Raw genomic sequence first — 17,022 nt, forward strand, 5'->3', positions numbered from 1 at the left:
CTTTAAATCGATTAAGTTCATGATCTGGTTGAACATTGGAATATGTCTTTTTTAAGTTCTCTACACGATCGACATCTTCATTTGTCCAATGTGTGATTTTAACAAGGACTGTCCAATGATTAACGTCAAAATTTCGCCCAAGATGATATAACCCCTGCATTATTAGTCATTACTATATCTTTAACTAGACAGAAGCGGATTCATTCACTTTCTAAGTGAGTCATTTGAATATAGTAATAGCGGTGAGTTCACTATGTCAGCAAATGAATGTCCCAAACATAGTGTATTCACAAATGCATGGTCAGGTATTTAATATCACTGAGTGGCAAAGGTCATGAAGGGGGGGGCTTTTTAGGTCGCTTTATATTATTGAATCGAGACACAGTTTTTACTATCTGTTGCTATTTTAAGCTAAATGAATCTCAGTGTTTATGTGGTTTGTTGATTACAAATAAAAAAGCCCCCTTACAAGAAGGGGGCAATAGTACCATCGCTTTTATTATTCGTTTCAATACGGCTACTGAGGAATAGTGAAGGCCAGTTTTGAGAGTAAATGGCCTTCACATTAGTGGATGATTAGCCGAAGTCACCATTGACGTAACCGCGGGTACGGTCATCGCCTGGGTTGCTAAATAGGGCTTGTGTTTCATCGTGTTCAACTAATTCACCCATCAGGAAGAAGGCAGTGCGGTCTGAAATACGACGCGCTTGTTGCATAGAGTGAGTCACGATAACGATGGTGAACTCTTTCTTGAGCGATTCCATCAAATCTTCAATCTTTTTGGTGGCGATTGGGTCAAGAGCCGATGTTGGTTCATCCATAAGGATCACTTCTGGCTGCATCGCAATCGTACGGGCAATACATAGGCGTTGCTGCTGACCACCAGACAAGCCAAAGGCGTGTGATTTAAGGCGATCTTTTACTTCATCCCACAGTGCTGCGCCACGCAGTGATTGTTCAACCACTTTGTCTAATTCTTTCTTATCTTTTACGCCTTGAGCGCGAAGGCCATAAGCAACGTTTTCGTAGATGCTCATTGGGAACGGGTTCGGCTTTTGGAACACCATGCCCACTTTAATGCGCAGCTGAGAAACATCGATGTTGCCGTAAACGTTCTCGCCATCCATGGTTAGATTGCCGTCGATTTTCACGCCTTCAATCAGGTCGTTCATGCGGTTCAAACAACGAAGTAGGGTTGATTTACCACAGCCCGATGGGCCGATTAATGCTGTTACCTGACGGTTTGGAATAGGCAGGTTAATTTTTTTAAGTGCTTGGTTCGCGCCGTAGTATAGGTCTAGGTCTTGGATATCAAATTTGTTCATGGGTGTCTTCCTCAAAATTAGTAAGTCGCTGTATTGAAACGGCTAGCAATCAGTTTGGTTAATAAGTTAATCATCAGAACAATTACAATCAGAATGGTTGCCGTTGCGTAGGCTTGTTGCCATTCGTGAATGGTGTAAAGTTCTTGCGTTAACTTATACAGGTGAACGGTTAACGTACGGCCAGAGTCAAGAACGCTCTCTGGTATGCGGGCAACCATGCCTGCTGTCATGAACACCGGTGCTGATTCACCAATTACACGACCAACGCTGAGGATGATGGCGGTTACGATACCCGGCATTGCGCTTGGTAAAATAAGTCGCCAAATGGTGTAGATTTTTGAAGCGCCCAGACCGTACGAACCTTCACGGTAAGTCTGAGGTACTGCCATTAATGCTTCTTCCGTTGTACGGATAATTACCGGCAGAATAAGGATACTCAGTGTTAATGCACCAGACAGAATCGAGTAGCCAAAGCCCAGTACGACGACGAAGAAGGTCATACCGAATAGACCGTAGATAATCGACGGTATACCAGCTAAAGATTCAGTACAAAAACGGATAACTTTAACTAACTTACTGCCTACTTTGGCGTATTCAGTTAAGTAAATGGCCGTCATGATGCCCAGTGGCGCAGCAACTGCAATAGAAGCGGCAACCATGTATAGGGTTGAGACGATCATTGGCCAAATACCAGACTCTTGGCCAATAGTGGTGTAGTTAGAGGTAACAAACGTCCAATCTACATACGATAAGCCGTTACTCAGGATGTACCAAACTACCCAAAGTAAGAAACCCACAGTCACGGCAGCAGATGCCCAAATAACACCTAATGATATTTTATCTTTCATTAGTTGATGTGCTGTATTCGTTGCTTGTAAAGCCATAATAGTTACCTCGCGCGCTCACGGTTTAGGTAAAGAAGCGCAGCGTTCAGCGTCATGATGAAGACCAGAAGAACGATACCAGTTGCATACAGTGCACTTGCGTGAACACCTGTTGCGTAAGACATTTCAATAGCAATGTTCGCTGTCAGCGTTCGTGCTGAATCTAGCAAGCCTTCAGGCATTGCTGGCGAGTTACCCATTACCATAATGATTGCCATGGTTTCACCCAGTGCACGAGCGATACCTAAGATAACGCCAGTCATGATGCCTGAGCGTGCTGCGGGCACTAATAGCTTGAAGATGGTGAACATCTGCGAAGCACCTAATGCCAAAGAACCTTCTTTGTATGTGCGAGGTACTGCGCGAATTGATGTTTCAGAAACGGTAATAACCGTCGGTAAAATCATCACGGCAAGTACGATAATACCGGCCAGTACCGTGTTGCCTGCGGGTACTGAAAATACATTCTGAATAAGCGGGACGATAATCACTAGGCCAAAGAAGCCGTACACTACCGATGGAATGCCTGCCAATAATTCGATCATTGGGCGAATGATGTTGGCTAAACGCTTAGGGGCAACTTCTGCGATAAAAATCGCGGTAAGCACGCCAATTGGCACACCTAAAATCACCGCACCTGCTGTAGAAACCAGCGAGGCAACAATCATGGGAGCAATACCGTAAAGTGCTGGTGGTAGCCAGTCAGAGCCTAGAACGATGCCAGAAACGCCAGCATATCTAAAGGCATCAATCCCTTCACGGAAGATGAAATAAGCAATTGTAATTAGAGATAAAATACCTAGTGCAGCACTAAGCATAAAAAGGTTCTTGAAGAAGAGTTCACGCCAGTCGATCGTTTTTTTCGATCGTAGTGACGACATCTTCGTTGTTTGTTCAATATTTGCGATGGTCATAATAACAACTCCAACTGCCAGCGATATAAGCGGCTGACATTGAGGCAAAACATAACGCCCAGAAAATCGCTGAGCGTTATCAAAGGGTTACTTAGTTAACTGCGATGTAGCCTTTACCTGAAACAAGCTGTTGTGCTTCTTCAGTTTGCGTCCAGTCTAGGAATGTCTGAGATGCTGGAGAGATCTTGGTGGTTTTGTAAAGCACTAGGAATGGACGCTGTACCTTGTATTCACCAGATTTGATAGCTGCAACAGAAGGTGCATGTCCGTCAACTGAAACGGCTTTTAAAGAATTATCAACAGTACCTAGTGAGATGTAGCCGATAGCGAATGGGTTGTTTGCAACCGTTGTTTTTAGCTGGCCGTTACCTGATGCAACTTGTGCACGTTGAGAAATTGCCGACACTTTGATGTCGTTAATTTTCTTTTTAAGGCTCATGATGTCTTCAAATGCACCACGTGTACCAGATGCAGTGTCACGCGTTACTACAACGATTGGCTTGTCTTCGCCGCCAACTTGTTTCCAGTTAGTGATTTCGCCTTTGTAGATTTTTGTAACGTCTTCTTTGTTCAAATCTTTTACTGGGTTGCTGTTATGTACTACAACCGCGATACCGTCACGAGCAACAACGATTTCTTTTAAGTCACTCGATTTTTCAGAATCTTTCAAGTTACGAGAACTCATACCTAGGTCAGCAGAACCGTCTTTCGCAGCACGGATACCCGCAGATGAACCTGGGCCTTGTACTTCAACAAACACAGATGGGTTTGCTTTGCTGTATGTTTCACCAAAAACTTCCATGAGTGGTGTTACTGAGCTAGAGCCAACAACAGAGATTGTTTCGTTTGCAACTGCAGCTGCGTTAAAAGCCATTGAACCTGCAAGAGCTAGTGCACCGATAACCTTTGTTTTCATTTTCCTGGTCCTTTACATGATGGCGTAATTGCCAATTGGGTTTGTATGAACGAAGCCAAGATTAGGGGAGTTTTATGACAATTATGTTTCAGTAGTTTGAACACTCTATGACGGTTGCCATAATTGCTTCTTATATAAGTCACATAGCGGTGATTCTGGCAGTAAGTTGTTGGTCTGTGGGGATTGCTTGCGTCGGTGTCAACTTATTGCCATTGCTTGGTGTTTTTTTGATGTGAATATCGTCGCGACTTTATGTGCTTAATTGCTATAAAACGATCTATTTCTGTGATCTGGATCTACCTTTTTATTGATTTATAAGCGATAATGCACGCCATTGTCGGCTTAACAAAATTATTAATACGGGTCGAATATAAACGTTTTACAGCTAGTTATTTGAGGATTTTGATGAACTTTTCTTTAAAAAATCTATCAATTCGTACGCAGGTATTACTACCCGTACTATTGATGGCCGTTGTACTTTTTTTGTCTTTGTTATTTACCAAAACAGAGTTAGAAAGTGAACAAGCACATGTTACGCAGAATACGAATGCATTAATTGAGTACAAAGACACGCTTGCTAATATCGATGACCAAGTTTACCCACTACGTATTAGTGCGGTATACGCGATTTATGATGCTGGTCGTCGTGACTCGTTCTTAAGTGAACTGAAAAGCGGTGCACGTAAGATTACAGAAGATCTTCAACAACTTGAGCAAGTGCCACAGTTTCGTGATGATGCTAAAAATGTAAAAAATGCAATTGATGCATACATCCAATACTCGACTCGTGCTGTTGCTTTCTTTAACCGCTACGATACTGGCGTAGTGTCGCAAGACGAGTCTAACCGCTTTATTGCTGAGTACCGTGTTGTCGGTAATACCATGGTTGCTACCATTAATAAGCTTTCGCAAGACGTGAATGCTTATGGTACAGAAAGCATGGAACAAAGCGCGGAAGATAATGCCGCTGTAATGCTTAAAGCTTCTATGGCTATTATGGCTGTATTTGCTATCGCTATTTTTGGTGCATGGTGGTTATCTGGCTTAATCGTTAACCCAATCGTTAAGCTACAAGCCGTTATGCGTGAAGTGGCGAGTGGTAACTTACGTGTTAAAGCCGATCAAGATGGTGAAAACGAAGTTGCTCGTCTAAGTGAAGACGTTAATAGAACCGTAGCTCAGCTGCATACCACTGTTGATGCGCTTATTCGTATCAGTGAAGATGTTGCATCTGCTTCAACGGAACTTGCTGCGGTAATGACCCAGTCTGAAGCGAATGCTCAGCAAGAACTAAACGAAATCGATCAGGTTGCTTCTGCGGTCAATGAGCTATCTAGCACTGCTGATAACGTTAGTGATAACGCAACCAATGCTGATGCGACTGCGAAGCAGACCGATGATCTAGCGAAAGAAGGTTTGAACATCTTTGAGCAAAGCAATGCAGCTAGCCAACAGATGTCTAACACGCTCGAAGAAGCCGCTGGTGTGGTTACACGCCTGAAAGATCAGTCTGAGCAAATCAGCAAAGTAATTGAAGTTATCCGTAGTATCTCGGAGCAAACCAACTTGCTTGCGTTGAATGCTGCGATTGAAGCTGCACGTGCGGGCGAGTCTGGTCGTGGTTTCGCGGTTGTTGCTGATGAAGTACGTATGCTTGCTGCGCGTACTCAGTCTTCAACTCAAGAAATTCAAACAATCATTGAAGAACTTCAATCTCAGTCTGGTAATGCGAATGAAAGCATGCAGCAGAGCCTGGAAATGCTTCAACGTAACCAAGCGTTGTCTAACCAAGCAAATGATGCACTGGTTGGTATTACTGAATCTGTCGTTCAGATCAGCGATATGAATACCCAAGTTGCAACGGCCGCTGAGCAGCAATCACAGGTTACACAAGACATTAACCGTAATGTGACCAACATGTCTGAGATCATTAATCAGAATGTTGCTGGTATCAGCCAGAGCGCACAAGCAAGTGCAGAGCTGTCTCAACTTGCAGAACAACAAAAAGAACAGCTGTCTTTCTTTAAACTATAAGTTTAAGTAGATAGTTAACAAAAGCCTGTCTCTGACAGGCTTTTTTCGTTTAGGCTAAAAATAGCCACTAATGATTAGCAGTGAAAGTCGCATGATAAAAAAAGCCCAGCAAATGATCGTCTTTAATGCATTAACCAAACAGCAGAGCTTCACTAAAGCTGCGCAGTTGCTTGATATTTCTCGCACTCAAGTGAGTAAACAAATTCAGCAACTGGAAGAGCGTTTAGGTGTGCAGTTAGTACAGCGCACGACCCGCTCGTTTGCATTGACAGAAGAAGGGCAACGTTTTGCGGTGCACTGTGAAAATATCGCGAACGAAATTAATGATGCCGAAAGCGAGTTACTAGAAGTTAGTGATACTACGCAGGGGTTATTACGGGTTGGAATTGCACAATCATTTGCTCGTCATCATATCGCGCCCTTCATTTCTGAGTTTCATGAAAAATACCCACAACTCGATCTAGAACTGAGCCTGTTTGATCATCGGGTTGATCTTATCGCGGAACAGTTAGATCTCTGGATCGGTATGACAGATTCCCCACCAGAGGGTTTTGTTGCCCGTCATTTAGCCGATTGCCATTTTGTATTGGTGGCGAGCCCTGATTATCTTGCGCGTAATGGGGTGCCGTATACACCTGATGATCTTGCTTCTCATAACTGTATTACGTATTACAGCCGAGAGCGTAAAGACAACGTTTGGATCTTTAATAAGACCAGCGCTGATAATCAAGAAGATACAAATGTACAACTGAAAGTAAAAGGCAATTTCAGAGTCGATTCGGCCGATGCCATCTTAGACGCAACACTCACCGGCAATGGGATTGGATATTTAGCGACTTACCTACTGGATAAAGAATTCAGTGAGGGAAAGTTAGTGCGCTTATTGCCTGATTGGACGCTGAGCCAGCACATGCCTTTGTACGCGGTTTACCCTCGTTACAAATTTTTACCTAAGAAAGTGCATGCTTTTATCGAGTTTGTACGGGGGCACATAGGTGAACCTGTCTATTGGGACAACGTATTGCGGTAACGTTTGCATGTGATGTTGTGCAATATATCACCATGACTGATGTATTTATGGTGCTTAATAATGTGATCATTGTCACTCATGGAAACAAGAGTATCCCATATATGCACCAATCAGGTTGTTTTCGTTTGCTTTGCTGATAAAAGCATCAAAAAATCGAACTTGTGTATCCAAAGTGTAAATGAGTGTAACAATTTGATCCTTGTCACACTTTGTAATATGCATAGAATGCCTCCGCAATCGTTTACTAAAAAAACTACTGTGGAGAATGACCTTGAATTATTTGGTCAGCATTTTAGGCGTATTTACGCTTTTTGCGGTTGCTATCTTATGTTCAGAAAACCGTCGCGCAATTAAATGGCGCACTGTGGGTGGTGCTTTTGCTATCCAGCTAGTGTTTGCGGGATTCATTCTATATGTACCTGTTGGGCGTAATGTGCTTAACAGCGTGTCAAATGCAGTGTCTGGTATCATCGATTACGGTCGTGTTGGTACTGAGTTCCTTTTTGGTGAACTAGCACAGTTTAAGCTTGGCTTTATCTTCGCGGTTAATGTACTGCCAACAATTGTTTTCTTCTCTGCACTTATTTCCGTTCTTTACTACCTTGGCGTAATGGGTTTCATCATTCGTACCATTGGTGGCATGTTGCAACGCATTCTTGGAACAACACGCACAGAATCTATGTCTGCAACAGCAAACATTTTTGTGGGTTCAGTTGAAGCTCCTTTAGTTGTTCGTCCTTACTTAGCGAAAATGAGCCGTTCTGAGCTATTCGCTGTAATGGTTGGCGGCTTGGCATCTGTTGCTGGTGGCACATTAGTGGGTTACGCAGGTTTGGGTGTCGATATCAGTTACCTAGTCGCAGCTAGCTTCATGTCTGCACCTGCTGGCTTAATGATGGCTAAGATTTTGGTTCCTCAAACCGAAGTAGTTGATGAAGATAATCAAGCATCTGATGATGCGGAAGATGACGAGCCTGTAAATATTATTGATGCAGCAACTCGTGGTGCGCTTGGTGGTTTGCAAATCGTAATGGCAGTAGGTGCAAGCTTACTGGCGATTATCAGCCTTATCGCATTAATCAACGGTGGCTTAGGCCATGTGGGTGAATGGTTCGGTATTAATAATTTAAGCCTTGAGCTTATCTTCGGTTACTTGTTTGCACCTGTAGCTTGGTTGATTGGTGTGCCGTGGTCTGAAGCGACCATTGCTGCAAGCCTAATTGGTAAGAAGATTGCCGTTAATGAATTTGTAGCTTTTGCGGATTTAATGGTAGTGAAAGATCAGTTAAGCGCGCACTCTCAAGCCGTTGTGACTTTCGCGTTATGTGGTTTTGCTAACTTAACTTCTATTGCAATGCTAATGGGTGGTTTAGGTGGTGTAGTACCAAGCCGTCGTCCTGATATCGCGCGTTTAGGCTTTAAAGCTATCTTTGCTGCAACCTTAGCAAACTTAATGAGCGCAACGATTGCTGGTGTGTTCTTATCTTTCTAAGATAACCCTCAATAGCTTGATCATGAATTTGAAACAGAGAGCTTCGGCTCTCTGTTTTTGTTTGTGGGAAGGCAAAGGAAAGGTAATAGTAAATTTGGCATTTATATTGCATTGTTAATTAGGAAGCAAGTAGCTATGAGGCGGGTTGATGTGATGCTCGCCTCACTGCGAGTAAAGTAAGTGAAGGCTTCCTGTGTTTAAAGGCGTGAACATTGGAAGAGTGTATGTAAGGGCAGCATCTGTGAAGTGACAATAGTGAGGAAACGCTGCCCGAATACACGGGCAACGCTAAGACCTAAGGGCGTTACTATTATCAATATAAAAATACCGAGAAGCGTTTTGTATTGATGATAAAAGTATAGCGAAGAATGGCATCTAGCTTTCTTAAAAGTGATACAATGCTAAAGCTAGCGAAGTGTAGAAAGTGATACCAATGCCATTAATGATCTCACTGGCAAGAATGATTTGGTTATTGATGAACTCGGTATTAGCTACCTTTGCTAAACCTTTGTTTCAATAAATACTGGTTGGCCCCGACATGAAATCTCCCGTTGATAAGCTTCTTAATAAACATGACAATCTGATCCATTCCGATGGTAAAAAAGTGCAGTCGCACACCCAAAGAGATGATGGTGAATGGATATTGCATACCATCATGATTGAAGGTTGCGATGCACCATTTAAGTTTCGTCGAACGAAGAAGTACAAATCATTAAAAGGGCAGCAAGTTAATTTAACTTATTACCCAGATAGTGAATCTGTTGCAGGGTTTGAAATTGAAGTGATGCGTGTAGTGCGGATCAAACAGCATTAATGGCTGAAGAGCACAAGCAGGCCCTGATTATGGCGCTATTTTGCATTTTGCACCTTGGGTGTAGCTAACATTGCGGAAATAGGCCGTAGGTGTTTGGCCTGCTTCTGTATATTCGCCCGCCCAATTAGAGATACGAGAATCGGTTAACCAGACATTAGCCATAATGCGTAAGCTTGAGTCTTTCGCCGATGGGGTCGGGTTTTCTGGTGTGTTTTTTTCTGTGTGTACCAGCTCGCCATCGATATACCACTTGATCTGTTTGTTTGTCCACTTGATGGCATAGCGGTGATAATCTTCCGATGCATCAAAGTTTAAATAAATCAGTTTCTCGTTACTATTTTCGTAACGATCATCATTCGTCCAGTAGTTGATTTGGACTACGTTGGTATTATCACCTGAAAACTCGATATCAATTTCATTGTGCATGCCGTTACTGTTTTCATCTTTATCGTAAGGCCCTGCGAATAAAAAGAATGCGCTGACTACGCCTGGCTCATTAACGGGCTTTATATCTGCTTCAAAACAGCCATAACGATAGAAATCATGACTGCGTAGCTCGCCTGATTGATAATCACTGCTACCGTCACTGAGTGGCGTTTTACTTAGGGTAATCGCCATACCCTGATCCTCTGAAAAGGTAACCGCTTCTCCTTCCCAGCGATTAACAAATGGAAAACCATTACTCCAGCCGTCTGACTTCCACCAAATATCTGAATTTAACGTGTCGAGTGGGTCAACAAAGTTATTATTGGTATTGGCAGCAAAAATAGAAGGCGAAAGAAAAGCGCAAGCCATAAAGGCAAGCGGAGTTAGTGATTTAATGGTTAGCATAATGGCATCTATTGATTAAAGGCGTATTACCAGTGTAGCTGTGATATATAAAGTCATTATAAGGCTTGTGTATCATCATTAAGACAAAATGCACTATTTGAGATTAGATAACCTACGGTTGCTGTTACTTACTTTATTGAAGGGTATAACTGGGCGGAAGGTAGTCATAAATTGGCTTGTAGCCGCGCTGTTTGTACCACAAAGACACCAAAATTAGCGAGTTGGTATTAATGTTATAAGCGGTGTTGGGGGAGTTTGCTTTGTATAAGCCTGTTGGAATAGAGCGGTTGTTTAAACTGTTGTTCACCACGGTTGTGTATAGCAACTGGCTATAGCTGTCTTTGTATAGCACGCTTAAGCCAAAGGCGACTTTGTTGCTAAATGCTTGGCCATTCTCGATGGGCTTACCACCGGGGGCTGTTGAAAGCCAATTTTTACCATAAAAGTGAATATTATTATACGCAAACCATGGGGATTGGCTCATTGCGTCTTCAGCAAAAATAGTGAGTTTTTGGGTTTGGTCATAACGTGCTTTATGAAGGCTATAAAGAGCGTCTAATTGATTCCACCATAGGTCGTGATAGCCTAATTCAATGGCCTGTAAAACATAGGGATCGGTGGTGAAGTAGGGGAGATTACGAATGTCGATATAGACCTCTTCGTTATCTATGGTTACATGTTCACTGTATTTTGGCTCCAGCGCTTCTGATACATCCAAAGCCTCCATTGAAAAACCTTGTGCAGCATATTGCAAATAGCCAAGTCGGCCTTCTTGGCGGTAGGTGGCCGATTTTTTAGATTTGTACTCACCGAACAAGGTGCCTTGGTGGACAGATTTGGCGATGTCCCATTTAGAAATGATAGCTTTAATGTCATCGGCAAGTTCGGGTTTATAGTTGGCTGCAATATTCAGCCAAATAAGCAATCGGCCTATATCCAGTGCGGACCAGCCATTCCCATTACTTTGGGTGTTACTTAATGATCCAGACGGTTTCCCTGTTTTTGTATTATATTGCCGATTCGGCAGTGTGCCTTTATATAAAGGTAAATTCACTAAGGTTGATAGTGTTTTTTCAAGCATCGCATTAGTTTGTAATGTGGAGTATTCACCAAGGTATTCCAGTGCCAAAATGGCGCCAATGCTGCTTCCTATATCCCACATTGTGGCATGAGTGTAACCCTGAACTGAATCAATAAGCCCTGTTGTCTTATTCCAGTTGCTGTCGACATAATAACGCGCTTTTTTAACGAGCAGTTGGTCTTCGCGATTAAGTAGGTTTGGCGCCGAGTGCAAATACATGGGATGACGTGATTTTTTCTGAGAGTGCTCGGCGATAACGTGTTCTATATTACCTTGCAATATAGCCGGTTCATCAGGGGCTGTTTGTTCTTCAAGTGAAGTGATAACGGGTGAGATACTCCGACGTTGAAACTCAATAACACTCGCTTTACTGTCATCAACAGCTTGTATGACAGTGCGCCCCCCGAAAAAACGCGGGGTATCACCTGTATTTTCGGCATAGCTTGATGGTGCATTCAGCACAAAACCCAGCATCAGTGCTGTTGTTAGGTAAGGCTGTGTGCGTGGGAACCATCTCATTTTCAGGTAAACCTACATAGACATATTCATCCTTGAATTAACTAACTATATGTTAAATAAAAGCTAAATCAAGCTTGAAGGTAGAGGCTGTGATCTTAAAGTTTATTATCCCGATGAATCATAAGAAAGCGGGTTACTCTTAATTATGAGAATTCGACAATAAACTAAATAATTCATTAAAGCATCAGGGTAGATCCCTGTATAATTAACACGCATTTCGTTACCATCCATGCATGGACTGCCGCGTTAGGTATCTCAGGGAAGTGACTTAATTTAAATAAGGCTACCCTGTGACCGCACCACATATTGTTGAGTTTCTCTCTGATATTCCGCATCAGCTTAAAATCGGTTGTGATGCGTTAGCATTACGCCTAACGGCAACTCACGCGCCTATTAATTATGCCTCTCGTCGTTATGTGTTACCACGTACATCAGCCATGATGGTTAAAACATATCTATCACAAACGCAGCTATTCTTAGAGCCTTATGGTGAGGTAGCAGATGCTGATGCGGTACTGGCTTTCTCTTTTGGTGATGCTCCTTCGGTGAATGAAGAGCTATATCGAGTTGCACAAGCTTGTGTTAGCACACGGCCATTACTGCCTCTATTAATGCAGCAAGAAATTGCAGCGCATGGCGATATGGTCGATGGCGTTACCCCGATGTTCAGTATTCAGGCTAACGAGTATCAAACAACAACGGATGTAGCAAAAGCTGCATTAGGGTTAACAGATAAGCGTAAAATCGTGGTTGTGGCACAGGCATGGCATGCGCAACGTTGTATCGATACATGTGAAGCTTTGGGCTGGCAAGTGGTTGGCCTACGTTGTTCATCGGCTTTTCCTGTAAATGACCCTCAGCCTTGGGTGCGTCATCCACTAAATTGGATTATTAAAGAGAGCCATCGAGAACAAGCCGCTGGTTATGAAATTAGTGAGCGATTTCAACTAATTTAGTGACGTTTGCGAGTCTAAAAAAGCTAACATATCAGCATTGATGTCTATACTTCATATAACACTAGTGGAGTATGGAGAGTGAATTTGCTGCTCACCCATTTAGATAAAGCATTTGCAGATTGTAAGAGAGACTTACTCTTTGTCGGGCTATTCAGTCTGGCGATTAACTTTTTAGTGCTTACTCTGCCGATTTATAGCTTACAGCTCTTTGATCGCGTGCTCAGCAGTGCAAGTTTAGATACCTTTCTGCTCCCTTGTTTAGTTCGTATTACCGTGCCTTTAGAGAGTCGTAAGTAGGAGACTTATCATGATTGTGTTTTGGTTATGCTTTTATTTGTTTTTCTTTTTCCTTGCGGTTGGTATTGGTTATCACAAGGGGAATTTAGTTGCAGGTATTTTATTGGGTTATGTCTTAGGACCCATAGGTGTATTACTTTTATGTTTGAGTAAAGACCGCAAACATATTACCTGTCCTTATTGTGAGGCTCAAATTCACAAGCGTTCGTATTTTTGTCCGAAGTGTCGAGAAAAAGTAATGGCAGTTGCCTAGGGTAAAGGCATGGGAAAGTACAATGAGAAAGAATAAACAACGCGTAAATTCATCAAATCATAAGGTCATACTTCCTCAAAATACTGGTCGGTTAGAAGGGAAGTGGAAAAACTCAGCCATGTATTCTTACATAGCGACATTGCATGGTAAATCTAGGCTGACGGTCTCTGCCGTTGCTGTTTTTACTCTAGTGGTTACTCTAACGATTACTGTGGTTTGGCAACATTATCAGCATCAAGAACGTATAGAACAGCTGGTGGAAAAAGAAGCGATCATTGTTGATCAGCGTGATCAAATTAATGAGCTGTTGGTTGAGCTGGATCATCAGGGGCAAGATGTTATTGAGCTGGAAGGCAATGTTAGCTTAGCCAGTGAATTACTTGCGGACAATAATTTGACCGTGAATTTGTTGAATGAAAAACTTGAACAGTTACTTGAAGATAATGCTGACAAAGATGCGGCCTTGAGGTTGATGAAGTTAGATTATCAACGCAATTTATCTAAAGAGCGAAGTAAAGGGAAAGCACGTATTCGCTCATCTGAACATGCTTTGGCACAAGAGCGTGAAGCTTTAGCTCTGCAAGAGGCTAATGTTAACTCCAAGATGGGCGATGTCGATGACTGGGAAAAGAAAAAAGCAGAGTTCGATAAACTGTATGCGAGTTCAGCTCTAGAAGTTGAAAATGAAAAACGTATAGATAAATTAATGGCACAGTTTAATCATTTACGTGTTGATCTTAACGTGGTGAACGAGTGTGATAAAGATTATTTGTACCGTTATAATGAGGCGAAAAGTGTACTTAATCACATTCGTACTTTTATTCAAAAATACGAAATGAAACAAGAATATTACTTTTTTGTTATCTCAAATGACAGTCAAATAACATCCCAAAATAGGAAAATCTGCTTTAAAGATTAGCCTTATATGTATTATGCAGAGGTTATGTATTATTCAGTTGAGTGATATTTCCGTTGTAGATAAAATTATTATTTATCAATGGTCGCATTTCGGTATACTGGACGACTGTAACAGTTTGTTGAGTATATAGAAATGCGATTTGTTGTTGGATGTGCGTTATTGTTAGTAGGTTGTAGTTCAACAACTAATATACAAGACCGACTTTTAAGCGATATAGATTACCCCTTAACGAAAAGTTTCGAATTTGGTCGATTTGAAAGTGTTGTTATGCAGCCTTACATTCAATTTGGGCAGCACAAACGCTTTTACGAAAAGACGACCCTTTCCCAGTTTAAACGTTTAAGTAAAGCGCGTTCAGCTAGTTTAGCTGTGCAATACGCCGATTTATTTGATGAGCCGCTTGATGTACAGAACCGTCATTTATATCAATATAAAGTGAAGTTCGGTCAGGAAGTTGGCCAAACAACACGTTATTTCTATATTTTCGATACGCACGATGACGGTGCTCGCTGGGTGATGAATATTCATCATGATGGTATGGGCGCAGAGATGATGTTTCCGACTAAGCTAAGCACGCTGGATGAGGGGATGTCGTTCACTGCCACGTATGACTTGCAGCTGAGTGATGTTGTCCTGTTGGCTGAAAAACAAAAAGAGACATTACTCTTTCCTGTGACGCGGTTAGTGAATGCGTTAGATCAAGAGGCGATCAGTGATGACGATTTTGCTGATGATGCATTTAGCCGCTCTATTACCACGCTGATTGATTACGAAGGCTTATTCCCAATTGGTTTTTCATTTAAGAATTCGTTACGTGATGTAGATGAAGATTTTACTAATGTACTAACAGAAAAGTGTACGTATACCGTCACCAAAACTTTTCAACCTCAGGCATCACGCGAAGCCCTCGCAGTTGAAGACCTCAACTTTGAAGCTGTTAAAGTGAATACAGCGTATCAATATACGCTTTCTTGCGATGGTCGCCAGACTGATCAGTTGGCTGTCGATAGTCAGTTTTGGTATTCACCAGCGATGGGGATTTTAAAAACAGCGCGAGACGTCAGTTTCACTGAGTTGGTATCAGATGATTTACTGGATGATGCCATGAGCTACATCGATGACAAACAAGCGTTTAAAGAAGAGTTGTCTAAAGTTAAGTTTACGATTGGTTCGGCAGTGACTCAGCTAACGCAGTGATAGGCAGGGCGCAGCTGCTCTAACGCTACAATGTGTTTGCAGATAAGTCTGTAACGAATAAACACCAAAATGCCGATACGGTTTGTATCGGCATTTTTGTCTGCGCTTGTTATTTTTAGCAGCGCCACGGTTGTGTGAAATTAAATATCAGCGTCGTTGAAACTGATGTTTTGGCTATCGCTATCACTCCAGGTAGTAACCTCTTTGCCTTCACTATTACTGAAGGTGTAACCAGTGAGTGAACTCACATCAATGTTTTGGGCTTCGTAGGCCGCTTGTAAGTTACTGTCCATACTTGAGCTGCTGCTATCTAGTGTCCAGCTAAAGCCTTGTTAATCGAGTGACTCTGCACCAGAACAAACAAACTGTCCGTTAGCATCGCCAGCGAGGAAGTAATCGTTACTACCCAAGTCGCCAACCATTACATTGTTACCTTCGTCTCGAGGGGCTGTTTAACGAACATTTTGCAAAATGCAATTAGAAGGAAAAAGAGTAGGCTAAAGTCAGAGATCCATCTTTAAATCGGCCTGTATCTTCTCCCCGATCGGATGGATTCCAACGGTTACCCGAGTAGTTATTGTATTGCAGTGTAAATGTGCCTGGATGCCAATCGAAATAGCCAAAACCATATGTGAAATCAGGATTCCATGGCTGGCGTTGCGATCGGTCAAAATAGTAGAAAGCAGTGCCGTTGACATACCAATTACCGTAAATGGAATATTTACATCCCAAACTTAACGTCTTATGGCCGTTTTTATAGCTAGTTGAAGCGAGATCAAAATACTCAGGGGTGTAATTAAAGTCGACTTGGCAACCAATGGCGCCGTCATCAGTAAAAGTTAGCCAATCCACAAAGGGTTTAGTGATAGGGAATTTCCAACCCAGTGCCCACGTACCTTGATTAAAGTTGGTAACAGGCTGCTCATCTGTGCCGTTAAAGCGGTTTCCACCGTAATTAGAATATAAAAGGCTAAAGGTGTAAGGGCGCCAATCACTGTAGCCAAAGACGTAAGTGAAATCCGGATTCCAAGGTTGTTGCTGTTCTTTGTCTATATAGTAATAGAGCGTGCCAGAGACAAACCAGTTGCCTAGCACTACATATTTAAGTGATAGGGTACCAATCGTATTATTGTTTGCTGGGCCACTTGTCGCATTTGCAGGTACGTTGGCTGCTTGCGTTTGTAGTAGCGGATGCCCTAATCCTAAGTTACCACTTAAGCCCTTTAACCAACTATCATCTTCGCTTCGTGATTTGCTCCAATCTTCAAAGGGTACATCAAAAGAGCTGGTTACCCCTTTCCAAATTAGATCTGATTCGGCTTCAGCATCGTTAGGTTTTTTGTTAACTGCGGCAGCTTTTGCAAAGTTAGGAGAGCTTGGCTCAGGGGCATGTTTGGCTGTTTCTGACTGATACTCACTAGCAAAGGTTGAATGACTAAAAACGTAGCAATAAAGCAAAGAAAGACAGGCAAGAGTTGGCTTTTTTTGCATCATCCCTCCTTGATGAATGTCAATTTAACTACGCTAACATCTTAAAATACAACATTTATTACTTCTTT

17 protein-coding genes are annotated in these 17,022 nt (G+C 42.3%); 9 read left to right on the plus strand and 8 right to left on the minus strand.

Annotated elements, in window-relative coordinates; genetic code table 11:
- Positions 1-576: 576 nt before the first annotated feature.
- The 4 genes from pstB to ASV53_RS15125 form a co-directional block, all read right to left on the minus strand.
- Complete coding sequence (pstB, locus tag ASV53_RS15110; protein WP_094957668.1) at positions 577-1,326, minus strand: phosphate ABC transporter ATP-binding protein PstB; 750 nt, start codon at positions 1,324-1,326, stop codon at positions 577-579.
- Between the two features lie 17 nt (positions 1,327-1,343).
- Complete coding sequence (pstA, locus tag ASV53_RS15115) at positions 1,344-2,210, minus strand: phosphate ABC transporter permease PstA (protein WP_094957669.1); 867 nt, start codon at positions 2,208-2,210, stop codon at positions 1,344-1,346.
- A gap of 5 nt (positions 2,211-2,215) precedes the next feature.
- A complete protein-coding gene (gene pstC, locus ASV53_RS15120) occupies positions 2,216-3,124 on the minus strand; it encodes a phosphate ABC transporter permease subunit PstC (protein WP_094957670.1) in 909 nt (302 codons plus the stop codon).
- Between the two features lie 91 nt (positions 3,125-3,215).
- Positions 3,216-4,040, minus strand: a complete 825-nt coding sequence (locus ASV53_RS15125) for a phosphate ABC transporter substrate-binding protein (RefSeq protein WP_094957671.1) — start codon at positions 4,038-4,040, stop codon at positions 3,216-3,218.
- A gap of 405 nt (positions 4,041-4,445) precedes the next feature.
- Between ASV53_RS15125 and ASV53_RS15130 the strand changes: the two genes are divergently transcribed.
- The 4 genes from ASV53_RS15130 to ASV53_RS15145 all read left to right on the plus strand — a co-directional run bounded on the left by ASV53_RS15130 (position 4,446) and on the right by ASV53_RS15145 (position 9,410).
- On the plus strand, positions 4,446-6,074 hold the full coding sequence (locus ASV53_RS15130) for a methyl-accepting chemotaxis protein (RefSeq protein WP_094957672.1): 1,629 nt from the start codon (positions 4,446-4,448) through the stop codon (positions 6,072-6,074).
- A 91-nt stretch (positions 6,075-6,165) separates the two neighbouring features.
- Positions 6,166-7,104, plus strand: a complete 939-nt coding sequence (locus tag ASV53_RS15135; RefSeq protein ID WP_094957677.1) for a LysR family transcriptional regulator — start codon at positions 6,166-6,168, stop codon at positions 7,102-7,104.
- A gap of 271 nt (positions 7,105-7,375) precedes the next feature.
- Positions 7,376-8,596 carry a NupC/NupG family nucleoside CNT transporter gene (locus ASV53_RS15140; protein ID WP_094957678.1) on the plus strand — a complete coding sequence of 407 codons (1,221 nt, stop codon included), beginning with the start codon at positions 7,376-7,378 and terminating at the stop codon, positions 8,594-8,596.
- A gap of 538 nt (positions 8,597-9,134) precedes the next feature.
- Positions 9,135-9,410, plus strand: coding sequence for a hypothetical protein (locus ASV53_RS15145; protein WP_062690857.1), 276 nt, complete (start codon positions 9,135-9,137; stop codon positions 9,408-9,410).
- 27 nt (positions 9,411-9,437) lie between these two features.
- Here ASV53_RS15145 and ASV53_RS15150 read toward each other — a convergent pair whose 3' ends face one another.
- Complete coding sequence (locus ASV53_RS15150) at positions 9,438-10,241, minus strand: family 16 glycosylhydrolase (protein ID WP_239928803.1); 804 nt, start codon at positions 10,239-10,241, stop codon at positions 9,438-9,440.
- A gap of 133 nt (positions 10,242-10,374) precedes the next feature.
- Positions 10,375-11,841, minus strand: coding sequence for a DUF3131 domain-containing protein (locus tag ASV53_RS15155; RefSeq protein WP_239928804.1), 1,467 nt, complete (start codon positions 11,839-11,841; stop codon positions 10,375-10,377).
- 290 nt (positions 11,842-12,131) lie between these two features.
- Between ASV53_RS15155 and ASV53_RS15160 the strand changes: the two genes are divergently transcribed.
- From ASV53_RS15160 to ASV53_RS15180, 5 genes are all read left to right on the plus strand, one after another.
- The gene (locus tag ASV53_RS15160; protein WP_094957673.1) at positions 12,132-12,797 is read left to right on the plus strand and encodes a hypothetical protein; all 666 of its coding nucleotides are present in this window, start codon (positions 12,132-12,134) and stop codon (positions 12,795-12,797) included.
- A 78-nt stretch (positions 12,798-12,875) separates the two neighbouring features.
- Positions 12,876-13,094 carry a hypothetical protein gene (locus tag ASV53_RS15165; RefSeq protein WP_141226252.1) on the plus strand — a complete coding sequence of 73 codons (219 nt, stop codon included), beginning with the start codon at positions 12,876-12,878 and terminating at the stop codon, positions 13,092-13,094.
- A 10-nt stretch (positions 13,095-13,104) separates the two neighbouring features.
- Positions 13,105-13,347: a hypothetical protein gene (locus tag ASV53_RS15170; protein WP_189337886.1), complete on the plus strand. Its 243-nt coding sequence runs from the start codon at positions 13,105-13,107 to the stop codon at positions 13,345-13,347.
- A gap of 22 nt (positions 13,348-13,369) precedes the next feature.
- Entirely contained in the window at positions 13,370-14,266 is an 897-nt protein-coding gene (locus ASV53_RS15175) for a hypothetical protein (protein WP_141226253.1), read from the plus strand.
- A gap of 267 nt (positions 14,267-14,533) precedes the next feature.
- A complete protein-coding gene (locus ASV53_RS15180) occupies positions 14,534-15,463 on the plus strand; it encodes a hypothetical protein (protein ID WP_141226254.1) in 930 nt (309 codons plus the stop codon).
- 140 nt (positions 15,464-15,603) lie between these two features.
- Here ASV53_RS15180 and ASV53_RS25495 read toward each other — a convergent pair whose 3' ends face one another.
- Both ASV53_RS25495 and ASV53_RS15185 read right to left on the minus strand, forming a co-directional pair.
- On the minus strand, positions 15,604-15,756 hold the full coding sequence (locus tag ASV53_RS25495) for a hypothetical protein (protein WP_189337887.1): 153 nt from the start codon (positions 15,754-15,756) through the stop codon (positions 15,604-15,606).
- 184 nt (positions 15,757-15,940) lie between these two features.
- Positions 15,941-16,957, minus strand: a complete 1,017-nt coding sequence (locus tag ASV53_RS15185) for a hypothetical protein (RefSeq protein ID WP_239928805.1) — start codon at positions 16,955-16,957, stop codon at positions 15,941-15,943.
- Positions 16,958-17,022 lie beyond the last annotated feature (65 nt).

This window comes from Photobacterium sanguinicancri (assembly GCF_002265265.1).
Classification (GTDB): domain Bacteria; phylum Pseudomonadota; class Gammaproteobacteria; order Enterobacterales; family Vibrionaceae; genus Photobacterium; species Photobacterium sanguinicancri.

What these genes read in the sequence shown, in the direction of transcription:
- pstB (WP_094957668.1), bottom strand. Translation starts at nt 1,326, where the DNA reads ATGAACAAATTTGATATCCAAGACCTAGACCTATACTACGGCGCGAAC.
- pstA (WP_094957669.1), bottom strand. Translation starts at nt 2,210, where the DNA reads ATGGCTTTACAAGCAACGAATACAGCACATCAACTAATGAAAGATAAA.
- pstC (WP_094957670.1), bottom strand. Translation starts at nt 3,124, where the DNA reads ATGACCATCGCAAATATTGAACAAACAACGAAGATGTCGTCACTACGA.
- ASV53_RS15125 (WP_094957671.1), bottom strand. Translation starts at nt 4,040, where the DNA reads ATGAAAACAAAGGTTATCGGTGCACTAGCTCTTGCAGGTTCAATGGCT.
- ASV53_RS15130 (WP_094957672.1), top strand. Translation starts at nt 4,446, where the DNA reads ATGAACTTTTCTTTAAAAAATCTATCAATTCGTACGCAGGTATTACTA.
- ASV53_RS15135 (WP_094957677.1), top strand. Translation starts at nt 6,166, where the DNA reads ATGATAAAAAAAGCCCAGCAAATGATCGTCTTTAATGCATTAACCAAA.
- ASV53_RS15145 (WP_062690857.1), top strand. Translation starts at nt 9,135, where the DNA reads ATGAAATCTCCCGTTGATAAGCTTCTTAATAAACATGACAATCTGATC.
- ASV53_RS15150 (WP_239928803.1), bottom strand. Translation starts at nt 10,241, where the DNA reads ATGCTAACCATTAAATCACTAACTCCGCTTGCCTTTATGGCTTGCGCT.
- ASV53_RS15155 (WP_239928804.1), bottom strand. Translation starts at nt 11,841, where the DNA reads ATGAGATGGTTCCCACGCACACAGCCTTACCTAACAACAGCACTGATG.
- ASV53_RS15170 (WP_189337886.1), top strand. Translation starts at nt 13,105, where the DNA reads ATGATTGTGTTTTGGTTATGCTTTTATTTGTTTTTCTTTTTCCTTGCG.
- ASV53_RS15175 (WP_141226253.1), top strand. Translation starts at nt 13,370, where the DNA reads ATGAGAAAGAATAAACAACGCGTAAATTCATCAAATCATAAGGTCATA.
- ASV53_RS15180 (WP_141226254.1), top strand. Translation starts at nt 14,534, where the DNA reads ATGCAGCCTTACATTCAATTTGGGCAGCACAAACGCTTTTACGAAAAG.
- ASV53_RS25495 (WP_189337887.1), bottom strand. Translation starts at nt 15,756, where the DNA reads ATGGACAGTAACTTACAAGCGGCCTACGAAGCCCAAAACATTGATGTG.
- ASV53_RS15185 (WP_239928805.1), bottom strand. Translation starts at nt 16,957, where the DNA reads ATGATGCAAAAAAAGCCAACTCTTGCCTGTCTTTCTTTGCTTTATTGC.